This is a genomic window from Streptomyces sp. P9-2B-2 (assembly GCF_030406865.1).
In the GTDB taxonomy this organism is placed as follows: domain Bacteria; phylum Actinomycetota; class Actinomycetes; order Streptomycetales; family Streptomycetaceae; genus Streptomyces; species Streptomyces platensis.
In genome coordinates, this window is record NZ_CP129126.1 from 4,034,941 (window position 1) to 4,051,413 (window position 16,473).

A 16,473-nucleotide genomic window follows, 5' to 3' on the forward strand; every position below is an offset into this window, starting at 1 on the left:
CCGCAGCGGACGGCCCCGCCCCGTACCGGAAACGGCCTCGCCCCGAGGCGGCAAGGTGCCACCCCGGGGCGAGGCCGTTTTTGCCTCAACGGCGGCCGCGGCCACCGCCTGCGGCACTCATCCCAGCGCCGACTTGACCGCGTCCGCCAGCCGCTCGGCCACCGCACGGGCCTGCTCGATGTCCGCCGCCTCCACCATGACCCGCACCAGCGGCTCCGTACCGGACGGCCGCAGCAGCACCCGCCCGGTGGCGCCCAGCTCGCGCTCCGCCTCCGCGACCGCCGCGGTCACCTCGGGCGAGGTGGCCACCCGGGACTTGTCGACGTCGGGGACGTTGATCAGGATCTGCGGCAGCCGCTCCATGACGCCCGCCAGCTCGGCCAGCGGCTTGCCGGTCGTGGCGACCCGGGCGGCCAGCATCAGACCGGTCAGCGTGCCGTCGCCGGTGGTGGCGTGGTCCAGCACGATGACGTGCCCGGACTGCTCGCCGCCCAGCGCGAGGCCGTGCGCCTTCATCTCCTCCAGGACGTAGCGGTCGCCGACCGCGGTCTGGACGAGGTCGATGCCCGCGCCCTCCATGGCCAGCTTGAAGCCGAGGTTCGACATCACGGTGGCGACCACGATGTTCTTGCGCAGCGTGCCCGCCTCGCGCATCCCGAGCGCCAGGACGGCCAGGATCTGGTCACCGTCGATCTCGTTGCCCGCGTGGTCCACGGCCAGGCAGCGGTCCGCGTCGCCGTCGTGGGCGACACCCAGGTCAGCGCCGTGCTCGACCACGGCCGCCCGCAGCAGCTCCAGGTGCGTCGAGCCGCAGCCGTCGTTGATGTTCAGGCCGTCGGGGTCGGTGCCGATCGTGATGACGTCGGCGCCGGCCCGGGCGAACGCCTCGGGCGAGACCCGCGCCGCCGCGCCGTGGGCGCCATCGATGACGATCTTCAGCCCGTCCAGGCGGTTGGGCAGCACGCCGACGAGGTGCGCGACATAGTTGTCGAAGCCCTCGTCATAGACGGTGACCCGGCCCACACCGGCACCGGTCGGCCGCTCCCAGGGCTCGCCGGAGCTGTGCGCGCGGTAGGTCCGCTCGATCCGGTCCTCCAGCTCGTCGGCGAGCTTGTGGCCGCCGCGGGCGAAGAACTTGATGCCGTTGTCGGGCATCGGGTTGTGGCTGGCGGAGAGCATCACGCCGAGGTCCGCACCGAGCGAGCCGGTCAGATACGCGACCGCCGGGGTCGGGAGCACGCCCACCCGCAGCACGTCCACACCGGCGCTGGCCAGGCCCGCGACGACCGCGGCCTCCAGGAACTCACCGGACGCGCGGGGATCGCGTCCGACCACCGCCACCGGCCGGTGCCCCTCGAAGGTGCCGACTTCCGCGAGCACATGCGCCGCAGCGACCGACAGACCGAGCGCCAGCTCCGCCGTCAGATCCGCATTGGCGACGCCGCGCACACCGTCCGTGCCGAAGAGTCGTCCCACTGGTGTCCTCCGAGTAGATGAGCTTGGACCAGAGCATTAAGTCCAGGTATACGCCCCTGGTCCCGGATAGCCGAACGCCCCGGCAGCACGGAGGTGCCACCGGGGCGTTCGCCAAGATGCTGCACAGTGCAGCACGCGCGATTAGCGCTTGCTGTACTGCGGCGCCTTACGGGCCTTCTTGAGACCGGCCTTCTTGCGCTCGACCGCACGGTCGTCACGCTTGAGGAACCCGGCCTTCTTGAGCGCACCGCGGTTGTTGTCCACGTCCGCCTCGTTCAGCGCACGGGCCACGCCCAGGCGCAGCGCACCGGCCTGGCCGGAGATGCCGCCACCGGAGATGCGGGCGACGACGTCGTAGCGGTTGTCGAGCTCGAGCACCTTGAAGGGCTCGTTGACTTCCTGCTGGTGCACCTTGTTGGGGAAGTAGCCCTCAAGGGTGCGACCGTTGATCTTCCACTGACCGGTGCCCGGAACGATCCGGACGCGGGCGATGGCGTTCTTGCGACGGCCCAGGCCGGCGGCCGGCTGCGGGTCGCCGAAGCGGGAGGCGAGGGACTCGGAGGTGTACTCCGACTCCACGACCTCGGTCTCGGTGGTGTATTCCTCGACGGCGTCTTCGTTCTCGTTCTCGATGACGGTCTCGGGAGTGGTCTCGGCCACGATGCTCCTCAGAATTCTCTGTCGTCTTAGGGGGTGGCCGGACTTACTGCGCGACCTGGGTGATCTCGAACGGGACCGGCTGCTGCGCAGCGTGCGGGTGCTCGGCACCTGCGTAGACCTTCAGCTTCGAGAGCATCTGACGGCCGAGGGTGTTCTTGGGGAGCATGCCCTTGATGGCCTTCTCGACGGCCTTCTCGGGGTTCTTGTCGAGCAGCTCGTCGTAACGGACCGAACGCAGACCGCCCGGGAAGCCCGAGTGGCGGTAGGCCATCTTCTGGGTCCGCTTGTTGCCGGACAGGTGCACCTTGTCGGCGTTGACGATGATGACGAAGTCACCCATGTCAACGTGCGGCGCGTAGACCGGCTTGTGCTTGCCCCGCAGAAGGGACGCGGCCTGGGTGGCCAGACGGCCCAGGACAACGTCCTGCGCGTCAATGATGTGCCACTGGCGCTGGACATCGCCGGGCTTGGGGCTGAACGTACGCACGTCTTAGCCTTCGCTTCTTAAGTGAATGGGTCCTGTACTGGTCGCCGTGACCGATCCCGCAGCAGGGCGGCACTACGGGTGACGCAACCCGATCGTCCGCCGCTGGTTATCGGCCCAGGGACCGCGTAAGGGCCCCTCACGTGAGATAGAGCAAGCCAATACGCATAACGAACCAGCAGAATACCGGGCCGTCCCCAGCGGGGTCAAAACGCCCCCCGAACCGGCGTGCGGTCCGGGGGCCCGGCCTACCGCTTCCGCTCCACCCGCCGCTCGTCCCACACCGGCTCCGACGTCTCCCGCACCAGCCCGTCCGAGCCGAAGACCAGGAACCGGTCGAAGGACTTCGCGAACCACCGGTCGTGGGTGACCGCCACCACGGTGCCGTCGTACGCCTCCAGCCCCTCCTGAAGCGCCTCCGCCGACTCCAGGTCCAGGTTGTCGGTCGGCTCGTCGAGCAGCAGGGCGGTCGTCCCGGACAGCTCCAGCAGCAGGATCTGGAAGCGCGCCTGCTGGCCGCCGGAGAGCCGCTCGAAGCGCTGCTCGGCCTGTTTCTCCAGCTCATAGCGGCGCAGCGCGGACATGGCCTGGCCCTTGTCCTTGGCGTGTTCGGTCCACAGGATGTCGAGCAGGGGGCGGCCCATCAGCTCGGGGTGGGCATGCGTCTGCGCGAAGTGCCCGGGGACGACCCGGGCGCCCAGCTTCCAGGCGCCGGTGTGCGGGACGGGATTCTCCTCGTCCCCGGCCAGCAGCCGCAGGAAGTGCGACTTGCCGGAACCGTTGGAGCCGAGGACCGCGACCCGCTCGCCGTAGAAGATCTCCAGGGAGAAGGGCCTCATCAGGCCGGTGAGCTCCAGGTTCTCGCAGGTGACCGCGCGCACGCCGGTGCGCCCGCCGCGCAGCCGCATGGTGATCTCCTGCTCACGCGGCGGCTCCGGCGGCGGCCCGGCCTCCTCGAACTTCCGCAGCCGGGTCTGCGCCGCGGCATAGCGCGAGGCCATCTCATGGCTGATCGAGGCGGCCTGCCGCAGCGACACCACCAGCTTCTTCAGCTGGGCGTGCTTCTCGTCCCAGCGCCGCCGCAGCTCCTCGAAGCGGGCGAAGCGCTCCTTGCGTGCCTGGTGGTAGGTGCCGAAGCCGCCACCGTGCACCCAGACGTCGGAGCCCGCCGGGCCCGGCTCCACGCTGACGATCTTCTCCGCGGCACGGGCCAGCAGCTCCCGGTCGTGCGAGACGAACAGCACCGTCTTACGGGTCTGCCGCAGCTGCTCCTCCAGCCACCGCTTGCCCGGCACGTCCAGATAGTTGTCCGGTTCGTCCAGCAGCAGCACCTCGTCGGTGCCGCGCAGCAGCGACTCCAGCACCAGCCGCTTCTGCTCACCGCCGGACAGCGTGCGCACCTTGCGCCACTGCGCCTTCTCGTACGGCATCCCCAGCGCCGCCGTCGTGCAGATGTCCCAGGCGGTCTCGGCCTCGTAGCCGCGGGCCTCGGCCCAGTCGCTGAGCGCCTGGGCGTAGGCCATCTGCGCGGCCTCGTCGTCGTCCTCGGCGGTCATGATCGCCAGCTCGGCGGCGTCCACCGCAGCGGCCGCCTCCCTGATCCGCGGCTGCGCCACGGAAATCAGCAGGTCACGCACGGTGCGCTCGTCCCGTACGGAGCCCACGAACTGCGGCATCACCCCCAGCCCGCCGCTGACCGTCACCGCCCCGCCGTGCGGCTGGAGCTCCCCCGCGATCAGCCGCAGCAGCGTCGTCTTCCCGGCCCCGTTGGCCCCCACCAGTGCGACCGACGCGCCCTCCCCCACGCGGAAGGACACATCTCCCAGCAGGACCCTCCCGTCCGGCAGGTAGTACTCCAGATGTCCGGCCTCAAGATGTCCCATGAACGGGATTGTGACCGGCCTCCAAGGCTTCTACCAACCCCATTAGGATGCGCGGCATGAGCTTTGGGCAAGGCGGGCCGTTCGACGGCCCCGGGGGTTCTTCGTCGTCCACGCCGGACTGGGGCGCACTCGCCGAGGAGAGTGCGGCACAGTCCCGCCGCAAGCGTCTGCTGTGGATCGGCGGCGGCGTGCTGGCGGCCCTCGCGGTGGCCGGCATCGTCACCGCCGCCGCCATGACCGGCGGCGCGAAGGGCGGCAGTCCGACGGCGTCGCCCAGCGCGTCCGACGACGCCGCGACGCCGGACGACAAGCCGTCGTTCCCGGACGTCTCCGTCCCGCCCCCGCCCAACCCGCGGGACTACATCTCCGACCCCAAGAAGGACAAGGCGCCGCTGACGCCCGCCACCCTCTTCCCGCAGAAGAGCATGGTCGTCGGTGAGCACACCTACCCCCGCACCAAGACCGCCGGCACCAAGGACTGCACCGCCGCCGCCCAGGGCCCGCTGGTCTCCTCGCTGACCCACAACGGCTGCCGGCAGCTGCTGCGGGCCACGTACGCCAAGGGCGGTGTCGCGGTCACCATCGGCGTCGCGGTCTTCGACTCCCCGGCCCAGGCCACCAAGGTCATGAACGAGAGCAAGGCCAACCTGATGCCGCTGCCCGGCGGCGGCGTCCCCGGGAACTTCTGCCAGGGCACGAAGTGCCGGATGGCGACCAACGCCACCGGCCGCTACGCCTACTTCACGATCGCCGGCTACCTCAACGGCAAGGACGTCATCAACACCGAGACCAAGGCCCGGCAGATCGCCCGGGACGGCGGTGCCTACGCGTTCAGCCAGATCACCCAGCGCGGCAAGGACCAGGCCGCCAAGGCCGCCGAGCAGCAGCTGAAGGAAGCCCGGCGGAAGGCCGGCCAGACCTCCTGACGCCTCCGGTGGCGCCGCCGATCCGGCGGCGCCACCACCGGGCCGCCGCTCAGCAGCAGCCGGCCGCCGGCAGCGTCCGCTTGTTCCGCGCCTCCTGGTTGCGCGCCATCAGCAGCGCGTCGGCCGGATAGCCGACCTCCTCCAGCGTCAGCCCATGGGGCCGTACGACATGCACGGCCGAGTCCCGCACCCCGGCGGCCAGCACCTTGCCCGGCCACTCCACCGGCCGGTGCCCGTCCCCGACGAAGAGCATCGCGCCCACCAGCGACCGCACCATGTTGTGGCAGAAGGCATCGGCCCGCACGGTCGCCGTGATGATCCCGTCGGCCCCGCGCACCCAGCTCAGCTCCTGGAGCGTACGGATCGTCGTCGCGCCCTCCCGCCGCTTGCAGTACGCCGCGAAGTCGTGCTCACCCAGCAGCGGCCGGGAGGCCTCGTTCATCGCCTCGACGTCCAGCTCCCAGTCATGCCACAGCACATGGCCGCGCAGCAGCGGGTCCACCCCGCCGTGGTGATCGGTGACCCGGTACGCATAGCGCCGCCAGATCGCCGAGAACCGCGCGTTGAAGCCGTACGGCGCCTCGGCGAGCCGCCACACCCGCACATCCTTCGGCAGCCGCCCGGCCAGCCGCCGCAGCAGCCTGTCCTGGTGCTCGGCCCACAGCTCCGCGGGCAGATCCACATGCGCCACCTGCCCCCGCGCATGCACCCCGGCGTCCGTCCGCCCGGCCACAGTGAGCTCATACGTCTCCGCGGACCGGGTCACCGTCCGCAGCGCGTCCTCGATCTCCCCCTGGACGGTCCGCCGCCCGCCGGCCTGCTTCGCCCATCCGGAGAAGTCCTTTCCGTCGTACGAAAGGTCCATCCGCACCCGGACAGCGCCCGGCTTCACTTCGTCGCTCACACCAGCAATCCTCTCAAGCCGCGCGGGGACACCCGCGCCCGCATACGAAAGCGGGCCCGCCCCGAAGGGCGGACCCGCTGACGCTCAAGCCGGGACTCAGGCGTCCTTCGACTCCTCGGTCGCCTCGGCAGCCGGGGCCGCCTCCGCGTCCTTGGCCGCACGCTTGGTCGCGGCCTCGGCCTCACCGGTGGCCTGCTGGGCCACGGTCAGCGCCTCCACCAGCTCGATGACGGCCATGGGAGCGTTGTCGCCACGACGGTTACCGATCTTGGTGATACGGGTGTAGCCACCCGGGCGGTTCTCGAACCGCGGGGCGATCTCGGTGAAGAGCGTGTGCACGACGCTCTTGTCCGAGATCAGCTGCATGACCTGACGGCGGTTGTGAAGGTCGCCCTTCTTCGCCTTGGTCACCAGGCGCTCCGCGTACGGACGCAGACGACGGGCCTTGGCCTCGGTCGTCGTGATGCGGCCGTGCTCGAAGAGCGCGGTGGCCAGGTTGCGCAGCATGAGGCGCTCGTGCGCAGCGCTGCCGCCCAGACGGGCACCCTTGGCGGGCTTCGGCATGGTGTATCTCCTTCTTTGCTGCACCGGCCGTATCAGGTACCGGTGTCAGTTCCCACGAGGCGGCCGCCCCGCGGAAGGCTCACACGGCGGAGGCCCGGGGGGGGGACACCCCGGACCTCCGCCGGACAAACTCAGTACTGCTCGGTCTCCACGAAGCCCGCGTCCGCGTCGTCGTCCGCGCCAAAGGCGTCGGCGGCGGCGGTCGGGTCGAATCCGGGCGGGCTGTCCTTGAGGGCCAGGCCCATGCCGGCCAGCTTCGCCTTGACCTCGTCGATCGACTTCGCACCGAAGTTGCGGATGTCGAGCAGGTCGGCCTCGGAGCGCGCCACGAGCTCACCCACGGAGTGGATGCCCTCACGCTTGAGGCAGTTGTACGAGCGGACCGTGAGCTCCAGCTCCTCGATCGGCAGCGCCAGGTCGGCGGCGAGGGCGGCGTCCGTGGGGGACGGGCCCATGTCGATGCCCTCGGCGTCGATGTTGAGCTCGCGCGCCAGACCGAACAGCTCGACCAGGGTCTTACCGGCGGACGCCATGGCGTCACGCGGGCGCATGGCCTGCTTGGTCTCGACGTCGACGATCAGCTTGTCGAAGTCGGTGCGCTGCTCGACACGGGTCGCCTCGACCTTGTACGTGACCTTGAGCACCGGCGAGTAGATGGAGTCGACCGGGATACGGCCGATCTCCTGGCCCACCTGCTTGTTCTGGACGGCGGAGACGTAGCCGCGACCGCGCTCGACGGTCAGCTCCATCTCCAGCTTGCCCTTGCCGTTGAGCGTGGCGAGGACCAGGTCCGGGTTGTGCACCTCGACACCGGCCGGGGGCGCGATGTCAGCAGCGGTGACCAGGCCGGGACCCTGCTTGCGCAGGTACATCACGACCGGCTCGTCGTGCTCCGAGGAGACGACCAGCTGCTTGATGTTGAGGATGAGGTCAGTGACGTCCTCCTTGACGCCCGGCACGGTGGTGAACTCGTGCAGGACACCGTCGATGCGGATGGACGTGACCGCCGCACCCGGGATCGAGGACAGGAGGGTACGACGCAGAGAGTTACCGAGGGTGTAGCCGAAGCCCGGCTCCAGCGGCTCGATCACGAACCGGGAGCGGTATTCGTCGACGACCTCTTCGGTCAACGAGGGACGCTGAGCAATCAGCATGTTCTTCGATCCTTCAGTCGTGGACGCCCGCTATTTGACGCCCGCTGTACTGACAAGAGTACGGGCGGCACGGCGCCATCGGCTCCGTACCGCCCCCACCGGTCAGCTCTTACTTGGAGTAGAGCTCAACGATCAGCTGCTCCTGCACCTGGGTGTCGATCACCTGGCGCTCGGGCATGCTGTGCACGAGAATCCGCAGGTTCGACGGAATCGCTTCCAGCCAGGCCGGAACCGTCTTCTCGCCGGCCTCGGCCTTGGCCACCTCGAAGGGGGTCAGGTTCCGAGAGCCCTCGCGGACCTCGACGATGTCGTTCACGGCCACCCGCGCCGACGGGATGTCGGTCTTGCGGCCGTTCACAGTGATGTGTCCGTGACGCACCAGCTGACGGGCGTGGTCGCGGGACTTGGCAAAGCCGGCCCGGTAGACCACGTTGTCGAGGCGGGTCTCAAGGATGCGCAGAAGGTTCTCACCGGTCTTGCCGGTCTTCTGGTTCGCTTCCTTGTAGTAGTTCACGAACTGCTTCTCAAGGACACCGTAGATACGGCTGCACTTCTGCTTCTCACGAAGCTGGAGCAGGTACTCGCTGTCCTTGGTGCGCCCGCGACCGTGCTCACCCGGGGGGTAAGGACGGATCTCGATCGGGCACTTTGCGCTCTCGCACTTGCTCCCCTTGAGGAAGAGCTTCTGCTTCTCCCGACGGCAACGCTTGCAGTCGGCCCCGGTGTAACGCGCCATATTGTGTTGTCTCCTACTTCAGGTGGTCAGACGCGGCGACGCTTGGGCGGGCGGCATCCGTTGTGCGGGGTGGGGGTGACGTCCTGGATCGAACCCACCTCGAGGCCGGTGGCCTGGAGGGAGCGGATCGCGGTCTCACGGCCGGAGCCGGGACCCTTGACGAAGACGTCGACCTTGCGCATGCCGTGCTCCTGCGCGCGGCGGGCGGCCGACTCGGCGGCCATCTGCGCGGCGAAGGGGGTGGACTTGCGCGAGCCCTTGAAGCCGACGTGGCCGGCAGAGGCCCAAGAGATCACGTTGCCCGTGGGGTCCGTGATCGAGACGATCGTGTTGTTGAACGTGCTCTTGATGTGAGCGTGCCCGTGGGCAACGTTCTTCTTCTCCTTGCGGCGCACCTTCTTGGCGCCGGCCGTACGGCCCTTCGGAGGCATTCATTACTCCCGTGGAGGTGGTCGGTCCTACAGCGAAGACCGCTTGCAGGGGCCTGGGGGTCTCCCCCAGGGCACACAGTGCGTCCTGCTGAGGACTACTTCTTGCCCGGCTTCTTCTTGCCGGCGATCGCGCGACGCGGGCCCTTGCGGGTACGGGCGTTCGTGCTGGTGCGCTGACCGTGCACCGGCAGACCGCGGCGGTGACGCAGACCCTGGTAGCAGCCGATCTCGACCTTGCGGCGGATGTCGGCCTGAATCTCGCGACGGAGGTCACCCTCGGTCTTGAGGTTGTTGTCCACGAATTCGCGGATCTTGACGAGGTCTTCCTCAGCAAGGTCGCGAACACGGGTGTTCGGGTCCACGCCGGTGGCGGCGAGGGTCTGCTGCGACAGCGTCCGCCCGATACCGAAGACGTAGGTGAGGGCGACCTCCACACGCTTTTCGCGCGGGAGATCAACGCCTGCGAGGCGTGCCATTGATGTGGCTCCTGATGGCTATTCGGAGGTCTTCCGCAGCACCGTTCCCGTAAGACTCTGAAGAATTACGAGCCGGGTCCCCGGCCTCCGAGCCGGGGGTGTCGTCCCCACGCAAGTGATGCGGGGGTCGGGTGACTGCGTATGTACGTATGTGCTTGCGTCGCGCGAAAACTGCGAAATGCAGGTGGTCGGCGTGCGTCAGCCCTGGCGCTGCTTGTGGCGCAGGTTGTCGCAGATGACCATGACCCGGCCGTGGCGGCGGATCACCTTGCACTTGTCGCAGATCTTCTTGACGCTCGGCTTGACCTTCATGGGATGTGAGGTTCTCCGGGTCAGTGCCGTCACCCCACGGGAGCGGGGCGCCGACAAGATCTACTTGTAGCGGTAGACGATCCGGCCACGCGTCAGGTCGTAGGGAGAAAGCTCCACGACGACCCGGTCATCCGGGAGGATACGGATGTAGTGCATCCGCATCTTGCCGCTGATGTGCGCGAGGACCTTGTGACCGTTCTGGAGCTCCACCTTGAACATGGCGTTCGGGAGGGACTCGATCACGGTGCCCTCGATTTCGATGGCACCTTGCTTCTTGGCCACGCTTCGCCCTTCGAATCGGCTACCTTGATCGACTATCCCGCACCACACCCTCAACCAAGAGGGCATACGGATGCACGAGAGCCGACGCGTCAGTCTACGCCAGGGCCCAGGAAAAGACGAATCCTGGATTATTGCCCATCAGGCGTGATCCTTACGCCCCGACCGTCCGGCTCACGTCGAGGCCGTCCGGCTCAAGCGATGGGGTCTCCCCTGGCCCTTAAGACCTTGAGGAAGGGTCGGGCGCCGCGGTGATCCCGAGCTCGGCGAGCTTGGCCTTGCCGCCGTCCGGCGCGGTCAGCACCAGCGGGCCCTCCTCGGTCAGCGCGACCGAGTGCTCCCAGTGCGAGGACCAGCTGCCGTCGTTCGACTTGACCGTCCAGTCGTCGTCGAGGACATGGGTCTTGGCCGTGCCGAGGTTCACCATCGGCTCGATCGCGATGCAGAAGCCGGGCACCAGCTTCGGGCCGCGGCCGCGCTTGCGGTCGACGTAGTTCAGCAGATGCGGGTCCATGTGCATCTGCGAGCCGATGCCGTGGCCGCCGTAGTCCTCGACGATGCCGTACTTACCGCCGGCCGGGCGGGGCTGGCGGCGGATGTAGCCCTCGATCGCCTTGGAGATGTCGACCAGGCGGTTGCCCTTGGCGACCGCCGCGATGCCGGCCCACATCGACTCCTCGGTGACCCGGCTCAGCTCGACCAGCTCCGGCGCGTGACCGGACCCGACGAAGGCGGTGTACGCCGCGTCGCCGTGCCAGCCGTCGATGATCGCGCCGCAGTCGATCGAGATGAGGTCGCCGTCCTGGAGCACGGTGTCGGTGCCGGGGATGCCGTGGACCACGACATCGTTGACCGAAGTGCAGATCGTCGCGGGGAAGCCGCCGTATCCGAGGAAGTTCGACTTCGCACCGTGTTCGGCGAGCACCTTGCGTGCCGCGTCGTCCAGGTCCTTGGTCGTGGCGCCGGGCACCGCGACCTTCCGGGTCGCCGCGTGAATGGCGGCGACCACCAGCCCCGCCTCGCGCATCTTCGCGATCTGCTCGGGGGTCTTGATCTCCACCATGACGGCTGGCGCCTTCCTGAACCGACTACAACGCTTGTCCGGCGGCCGTCACGACCGCCCCGTACACGATACGGCCGCGGTACCCGTTGCGGGCACCGCGGCCGTAGGCACGCCGTTCTTGCTGCTACGCGTCCCGGGACGGCAGAGCCGCCATCGCGCGCTTGGTGACCTCGTCGACCTTGCCCATCGCCAGGAGCGTGACCACCAGGTCCTGAGCCTTGTAGTAGTCGATGATCGGCTCGGTCTCCGTGTGGTAGACCTCAAGGCGCTTGCGGACGGTCTCCTCACGGTCGTCGTCCCGCTGGTACAGCTCGCCGCCGCAGACGTCACAGACGCCCTCGGTCTCCGGCTTGTTGTACTCGGCGTGGAACACGTGGCTGCTGTCGTTGCGGCAGATACGCCGGCCGGCGATCCGCTTCACGACCTCGTCCTCGGGGACCTCCAGGTCCAGGACGGCGTCCAGCGTGAGGTTCTTGTCCTTGAGGTACTCGTCCAGCGCCTTGGCCTGGCCCAGGTTGCGGGGGAAGCCGTCCAGGAGGAAGCCGTCGGCTGCGTCGGGCTGCTCCATACGGTCCTCGGCCATCGCGATGGTGACCGAGTCGGGCACCAGATTGCCGGCGTCCATGTATGACTTCGCCTCGCGGCCGAGGGGCGTGCCCTGGCTGATGTTGGCGCGGAACAGGTCCCCCGTGGAGATGTGCGGGATCGCGAGGTTCTTGGCAAGGTACGCAGCCTGCGTACCCTTGCCGGCCCCCGGGGGTCCGACGAGGACGATTCGCATCAGCGGAGGAACCCTTCGTAGTTGCGCTGCTGAAGCTGGCTCTCGATCTGCTTCACGGTCTCCAGACCCACACCCACGATGATCAGGATGCTCGTCCCGCCGAACGGGAAGTTCTGGTTCGCGTTGAAAAGCACCAACGCCACTGTTGGTACGAGCGCGATCAGCCCCAGGTACAGCGAGCCCGGCCACGTGATCCGGTTGAGCACGTAGCTGAGGTACTCGGCCGTCGGGCGACCAGCCCGGATACCCGGGATGAAGCCACCATACTTCTTCATGTTGTCGGCAACTTCTTCGGGGTTGAAGCTGATGGCCACGTAGAAGAAGGCGAAGAACACGATCAGCAGGAAGTACGTAACGATGTAAACCGGGTGATTTCCCTTGGTGAAGTTGGTGGCGATCCACGTCGCCCATGCCGCCTTCGACCCGCTGAACTGTGCGATGAGGGCTGGAATGTAGAGCAGCGATGACGCGAAGATGACAGGAATCACACCTGCCTGATTCACCTTGAGCGGGATGTAAGTGGACGTACCGCCGTAGGACCGGCGGCCGATCATCCGCTTCGCGTACTGCACCGGGATCCGCCGCTGCGCCTGCTCGACGAAGACCACCAGGGCGACCATCGCCAGGCCCACCGCGATCACCGCGAAGAACTCGATCCAGCCGTCGGCCAGCTTGCCGGTGAGCTTGATCTGCCACAGCGCGCCCGGGAAGCCGGCGGCGATCGAGATGAACATCAGGATCGACATGCCGTTGCCGATACCGCGGTCGGTGACCAGCTCGCCGAGCCACATGATCAGGCCGGTGCCGGCGGTCATCGTGATGACCATCGTGATGGTGGTGAAGATCGAGTCACTGGGCACGATCTCGCTGGCGACCTGGCAGTTCTGGAAGAGCGCACCGCTGCGGGCGGTGGCCACCAGTCCGGTGCCCTGGAGGATCGCGAGCGCCACGGTCAGATAGCGCGTGTACTGGGTGATCTTGGCCTGGCCGGACTGTCCCTCTTTCTTGAGGGCCTCCAGCCGGGGGATCACGACGGTCAGCAGCTGGAGGATGATGCTCGCCGTGATGTACGGCATGATCCCCAGCGCGAAGATCGTGATCTGCAGCAGCGCACCACCGCTGAACATGTTCACCAGGGCGAACAACCCGCTGTTACCGCCGGCCTGCTTCATGCAGGTCTCGACGTTCGCGTAATTCACCCCGGGGACCGGGACATGCGCGCCGATCCGGTAGAGCACGATGATGCCCAATGTGAACAGCAGCTTTTTGCGCAGGTCGGGCGTCTTGAACGCTCGGGCGAACGCGGTGAGCACGGTGCCTCCTGCGCCTCCCGCCTGTGCGAGAGGTGACGGTCTTGAGGATCGACGAATAGTTAGCGGCCAAAACCGCACAGGCACGGCCTGTGCGGCGAACGTCCGAGGACTGGTCCCGGACAAAACAACACTGCACGCCACCTTACCGGCGACCGTACCCCCTTGGAACGACCAACCGGGGATGCCCCAATCAATGGGCATCCCCGGTCAGTTGAACCAACGAACTCAGATGAGCTCGGTGACGGTGCCGCCGGCAGCGGCGATCTTCTCCTTGGCGGACCCGGAAACGGCGTCAACCGAAACCTGAATCGCCACGGAGATCTCGCCCTGGCCCAGGACCTTGACGAGCTCGTTCTTGCGCACCGCGCCCTTGGCGACCAGATCGGCCACCGTGACCTCGCCACCCTGCGGGTAGAGCTCGGCCAGCTTCGCCAGGTTCACGACCTGGAACTGCTTGTGAGCGGGGTTCTTGAAGCCCTTCAGCTTCGGGAGGCGCATGTGGAGGGGCATCTGCCCGCCCTCGAAGCGCTCCGGAACCTGGTAACGGGCCTTCGTGCCCTTGGTACCACGACCAGCGGTCTTACCCTTGGACGCCTCACCACGACCCACACGGGTCTTGGCGGTCTTGGCGCCCGGGGCGGGCCGGAGGTTGTGGACCTTCAGCGGGTTGTTCTCCGCCATGTCAGTCGACCTCCTCAACCGTCACGAGGTGGCGGACGGTGTGCACCATGCCGCGGAACTCGGGACGGTCCTCCTTGACAACCACGTCGTTGAGCCGCTTGAGGCCCAGCGAACGGAGGGTGTCGCGGTGATTCTGCTTGCTACCGATGAAGGACTTCGTCTGCGTGATCTTGAGGTGCGCCATTACGCGGTCACCCCTGCACGCGCCCGCAGCAGAGCGGCGGGAGCAACGTCCTCCAGCGGCAGGCCACGACGGGCCGCGATCTCCTCGGGGCGCTGAAGGCCCTGAAGCGCGGTCACCGTGGCGTGCACGATGTTGATCGGGTTCGACGAACCGAGCGACTTGCTCAGCACGTCGTGGATGCCCGCGCACTCCAGAACGGCACGCACGGGGCCACCCGCGATCACACCGGTACCGGGGGAAGCCGGCTTGAGCAGGACGACGCCCGCAGCCTTCTCGCCCTGGATGGGGTGAGGGATGGTGCCCTGGATACGGGGGACCTTGAAGAAGTTCTTCTTGGCCTCTTCCACGCCCTTGGCGATGGCAGCCGGAACTTCCTTGGCCTTGCCGTAACCGACACCTACGGTGCCGTCACCATCGCCCACCACGACCAGCGCGGTGAAGCTGAAGCGACGGCCACCCTTGACAACCTTGGCGACACGGTTGATCGCGACAACGCGCTCAACGTATGCGGTCTTCTCGGCGGCAGCGCCACCGTCGCGACCCTTCCGGTCCCGCCGCTCGCCGCCACCGGCACCGCTCCCGCGGCGCTGGGGTCCAGCCATTGGATTTACCTCTCTCTGTTACGTCCGCTAGCTCCGGAACCGGGGCTTAGAACTTCAGCCCGGCTTCGCGGGCGGCGTCGGCCAGAGCGGCAATCCGCCCGGCGTACTGCTTGCCACCACGGTCGAACACGACGGCCTCGACACCGGCGGCCTTGGCACGCTCGGCGACCAGGGAACCGACCTGCTTGGCCTGAGCGCTCTTGTCGCCCTCGCCACCACGGATCGACGCGTCCAGGGTCGACGCCGAGGCCAGCGTGTGGCCGGCGATGTCGTCGATGACCTGGGCGGTGATGCCACGGTTGGACCGCGTCACCACCAGACGCGGACGCTCCGGGGTACCCGAAATCCGCTTACGGATGCGGATGTGGCGGCGCTTCGCAGCGGCCCGCTTGTAAGCGTCGCCCTTGGCGATCTTCACACCGTATGCCATGGCTTACTTACCAGCCTTTCCGACCTTGCGGCGGATGACCTCGCCGGCGTACTTGACGCCCTTGGCCTTGTACGGGTCAGGCTTGCGCAGCTTGCGGATGTTCGCCGCAACCTCGCCGACCTTCTGCTTGTCGATGCCCTCGACGCTGAGCTTGGTCGGGGACTCGACCTTGAAGGAGATGCCCTCGGGGGCCTCGATCAGGATCGGGTGGCTGTAGCCCAGGGAGAACTCCAGGTTGGAGCCCTTCGCCTGGACGCGGTAACCGACACCGCTGATCTCGAGCGCCTTGCTGTAGCCCTGGGTCACGCCGGTGATCATGTTCGCCACCAGCGTGCGGGACAGGCCGTGCAGGGCCTTGTTCTGACGCTCGTCGTTCGGGCGGACAACGTTGATCACGCCGTCCTCACCCTTGGCGACCTCGATGGGCGCCGCGACGGTGTGCGAGAGGGAACCCTTGGGGCCCTTCACCGCGACCGTACGGCCCTCGATGGTGACGTCCACACCAGCGGGAACCTGGATGGGCAGCTTGCCAATACGCGACATTAGCTATTCCTCCGTTCCCTGGTTACCAGACGTAGGCGAGGACTTCCCCACCCACGCCCTTCTTGCTGGCCTGCTGGCCGGTCAGGAGACCGTGGGACGTGGAGATGATCGCCACGCCCAGGCCGCCGAGGACCTTCGGCAGACTTGTGGACTTTGCGTAGACCCGCAGGCCCGGCTTCGAAATCCGCTTGATGCCGGCGATCGAGCGCTCGCGGTTCGGGCCGAACTTCAGCTCGAGGACGAGGTTCTTGCCAACCTCGGCGTCCTCGACGCGCCAGCCGGTGATGTAGCCCTCCTGCTGGAGGATCTCCGCGATGTGCGACTTGATCTTGCTGTGCGGCATCACGACGGTGTCGTGGTACGCCGAGTTCGCGTTACGCAGACGGGTCAGCATGTCTGCGATGGGATCAGTCATGGTCATGAATTGGCCTTCGGCCTCTCTCGCCGGGGTTTCCTATGTGCGCCATCCCTCTCCCCGATCAGAGTCGGGACGGGTGCGGCGCGGGGACCTACGGCGTAGTAAGCGACTTTATGCGGGCTCGGCCCGCGGTCGGTCTCGGGCGGCGGGGCGCCCAAACCCTTCTACCCTAC

At 67.6% G+C, this 16,473-nt stretch carries 22 protein-coding genes; 1 reads left to right on the forward strand and 21 read right to left on the reverse strand.

Annotated elements, in window-relative coordinates:
- Positions 1 to 117 precede the first annotated feature (117 nt).
- From glmM to QT196_RS17470, 4 genes are all read right to left on the reverse strand, one after another.
- The gene (gene glmM / locus QT196_RS17455) at positions 118 to 1,476 is read right to left on the reverse strand and encodes a phosphoglucosamine mutase (protein ID WP_168479919.1); all 1,359 of its coding nucleotides are present in this window, start codon (positions 1,474 to 1,476) and stop codon (positions 118 to 120) included.
- Between the two features lie 141 nt (positions 1,477 to 1,617).
- Entirely contained in the window at positions 1,618 to 2,136 is a 519-nt protein-coding gene (gene rpsI, locus QT196_RS17460; protein WP_085925698.1) for a 30S ribosomal protein S9, read from the reverse strand.
- A 43-nt stretch (positions 2,137 to 2,179) separates the two neighbouring features.
- Positions 2,180 to 2,623, reverse strand: coding sequence for a 50S ribosomal protein L13 (gene rplM, locus QT196_RS17465; RefSeq protein WP_006604900.1), 444 nt, complete (start codon positions 2,621 to 2,623; stop codon positions 2,180 to 2,182).
- Positions 2,624 to 2,868: 245 nt separating this feature from the next.
- Positions 2,869 to 4,503, reverse strand: coding sequence for an ATP-binding cassette domain-containing protein (locus QT196_RS17470; protein WP_168479921.1), 1,635 nt, complete (start codon positions 4,501 to 4,503; stop codon positions 2,869 to 2,871).
- 56 nt (positions 4,504 to 4,559) lie between these two features.
- Between QT196_RS17470 and QT196_RS17475 the strand changes: the two genes are divergently transcribed.
- Entirely contained in the window at positions 4,560 to 5,429 is an 870-nt protein-coding gene (locus QT196_RS17475) for a hypothetical protein (protein ID WP_168479923.1), read from the forward strand.
- A gap of 49 nt (positions 5,430 to 5,478) precedes the next feature.
- Here the strand turns inward: QT196_RS17475 and truA are convergent, their stop codons facing one another.
- The 17 genes from truA to rpsH form a co-directional block, all read right to left on the reverse strand.
- The gene (gene truA, locus QT196_RS17480) at positions 5,479 to 6,333 is read right to left on the reverse strand and encodes a tRNA pseudouridine(38-40) synthase TruA (protein ID WP_168479925.1); all 855 of its coding nucleotides are present in this window, start codon (positions 6,331 to 6,333) and stop codon (positions 5,479 to 5,481) included.
- 96 nt (positions 6,334 to 6,429) lie between these two features.
- Positions 6,430 to 6,897 (reverse strand): 50S ribosomal protein L17, encoded by a 468-nt coding sequence (gene rplQ / locus QT196_RS17485; RefSeq protein WP_085925694.1) that lies wholly within the window; start codon positions 6,895 to 6,897, stop codon positions 6,430 to 6,432.
- A 131-nt stretch (positions 6,898 to 7,028) separates the two neighbouring features.
- On the reverse strand, positions 7,029 to 8,051 hold the full coding sequence (locus tag QT196_RS17490; RefSeq protein ID WP_003956430.1) for a DNA-directed RNA polymerase subunit alpha: 1,023 nt from the start codon (positions 8,049 to 8,051) through the stop codon (positions 7,029 to 7,031).
- A gap of 109 nt (positions 8,052 to 8,160) precedes the next feature.
- Positions 8,161 to 8,787: a 30S ribosomal protein S4 gene (rpsD, locus tag QT196_RS17495; RefSeq protein WP_042155896.1), complete on the reverse strand. Its 627-nt coding sequence runs from the start codon at positions 8,785 to 8,787 to the stop codon at positions 8,161 to 8,163.
- A gap of 26 nt (positions 8,788 to 8,813) precedes the next feature.
- On the reverse strand, positions 8,814 to 9,218 hold the full coding sequence (gene rpsK / locus QT196_RS17500; protein WP_004571845.1) for a 30S ribosomal protein S11: 405 nt from the start codon (positions 9,216 to 9,218) through the stop codon (positions 8,814 to 8,816).
- A gap of 95 nt (positions 9,219 to 9,313) precedes the next feature.
- Entirely contained in the window at positions 9,314 to 9,694 is a 381-nt protein-coding gene (gene rpsM, locus QT196_RS17505; protein ID WP_168479930.1) for a 30S ribosomal protein S13, read from the reverse strand.
- A gap of 198 nt (positions 9,695 to 9,892) precedes the next feature.
- On the reverse strand, positions 9,893 to 10,006 hold the full coding sequence (gene rpmJ, locus QT196_RS17510) for a 50S ribosomal protein L36 (protein ID WP_003956441.1): 114 nt from the start codon (positions 10,004 to 10,006) through the stop codon (positions 9,893 to 9,895).
- A gap of 60 nt (positions 10,007 to 10,066) precedes the next feature.
- Entirely contained in the window at positions 10,067 to 10,288 is a 222-nt protein-coding gene (gene infA, locus QT196_RS17515; RefSeq protein WP_003956442.1) for a translation initiation factor IF-1, read from the reverse strand.
- Positions 10,289 to 10,505: 217 nt separating this feature from the next.
- The gene (gene map, locus QT196_RS17520; RefSeq protein ID WP_168479932.1) at positions 10,506 to 11,348 is read right to left on the reverse strand and encodes a type I methionyl aminopeptidase; all 843 of its coding nucleotides are present in this window, start codon (positions 11,346 to 11,348) and stop codon (positions 10,506 to 10,508) included.
- A 124-nt stretch (positions 11,349 to 11,472) separates the two neighbouring features.
- A complete protein-coding gene (locus QT196_RS17525; RefSeq protein ID WP_168479934.1) occupies positions 11,473 to 12,129 on the reverse strand; it encodes an adenylate kinase in 657 nt (218 codons plus the stop codon).
- Positions 12,129 to 13,442, reverse strand: a complete 1,314-nt coding sequence (gene secY, locus QT196_RS17530) for a preprotein translocase subunit SecY (RefSeq protein ID WP_168479936.1) — start codon at positions 13,440 to 13,442, stop codon at positions 12,129 to 12,131. Before secY ends, QT196_RS17525 begins: the two co-directional genes overlap by 1 nt.
- 225 nt (positions 13,443 to 13,667) lie before the next feature.
- Positions 13,668 to 14,123 (reverse strand): 50S ribosomal protein L15, encoded by a 456-nt coding sequence (gene rplO / locus QT196_RS17535; protein ID WP_085925690.1) that lies wholly within the window; start codon positions 14,121 to 14,123, stop codon positions 13,668 to 13,670.
- Position 14,124: 1 nt separating this feature from the next.
- Entirely contained in the window at positions 14,125 to 14,307 is a 183-nt protein-coding gene (gene rpmD, locus QT196_RS17540; protein ID WP_030074796.1) for a 50S ribosomal protein L30, read from the reverse strand.
- On the reverse strand, positions 14,307 to 14,909 hold the full coding sequence (gene rpsE / locus QT196_RS17545) for a 30S ribosomal protein S5 (RefSeq protein ID WP_006604888.1): 603 nt from the start codon (positions 14,907 to 14,909) through the stop codon (positions 14,307 to 14,309). Before rpsE ends, rpmD begins: the two co-directional genes overlap by 1 nt.
- A 46-nt stretch (positions 14,910 to 14,955) precedes the next feature.
- On the reverse strand, positions 14,956 to 15,339 hold the full coding sequence (rplR, locus tag QT196_RS17550; RefSeq protein WP_129295748.1) for a 50S ribosomal protein L18: 384 nt from the start codon (positions 15,337 to 15,339) through the stop codon (positions 14,956 to 14,958).
- Positions 15,340 to 15,342: 3 nt separating this feature from the next.
- A complete protein-coding gene (gene rplF / locus QT196_RS17555) occupies positions 15,343 to 15,882 on the reverse strand; it encodes a 50S ribosomal protein L6 (protein ID WP_030986151.1) in 540 nt (179 codons plus the stop codon).
- 22 nt (positions 15,883 to 15,904) lie between these two features.
- Positions 15,905 to 16,303: a 30S ribosomal protein S8 gene (gene rpsH, locus QT196_RS17560; protein ID WP_168479938.1), complete on the reverse strand. Its 399-nt coding sequence runs from the start codon at positions 16,301 to 16,303 to the stop codon at positions 15,905 to 15,907.
- Positions 16,304 to 16,473 lie beyond the last annotated feature (170 nt).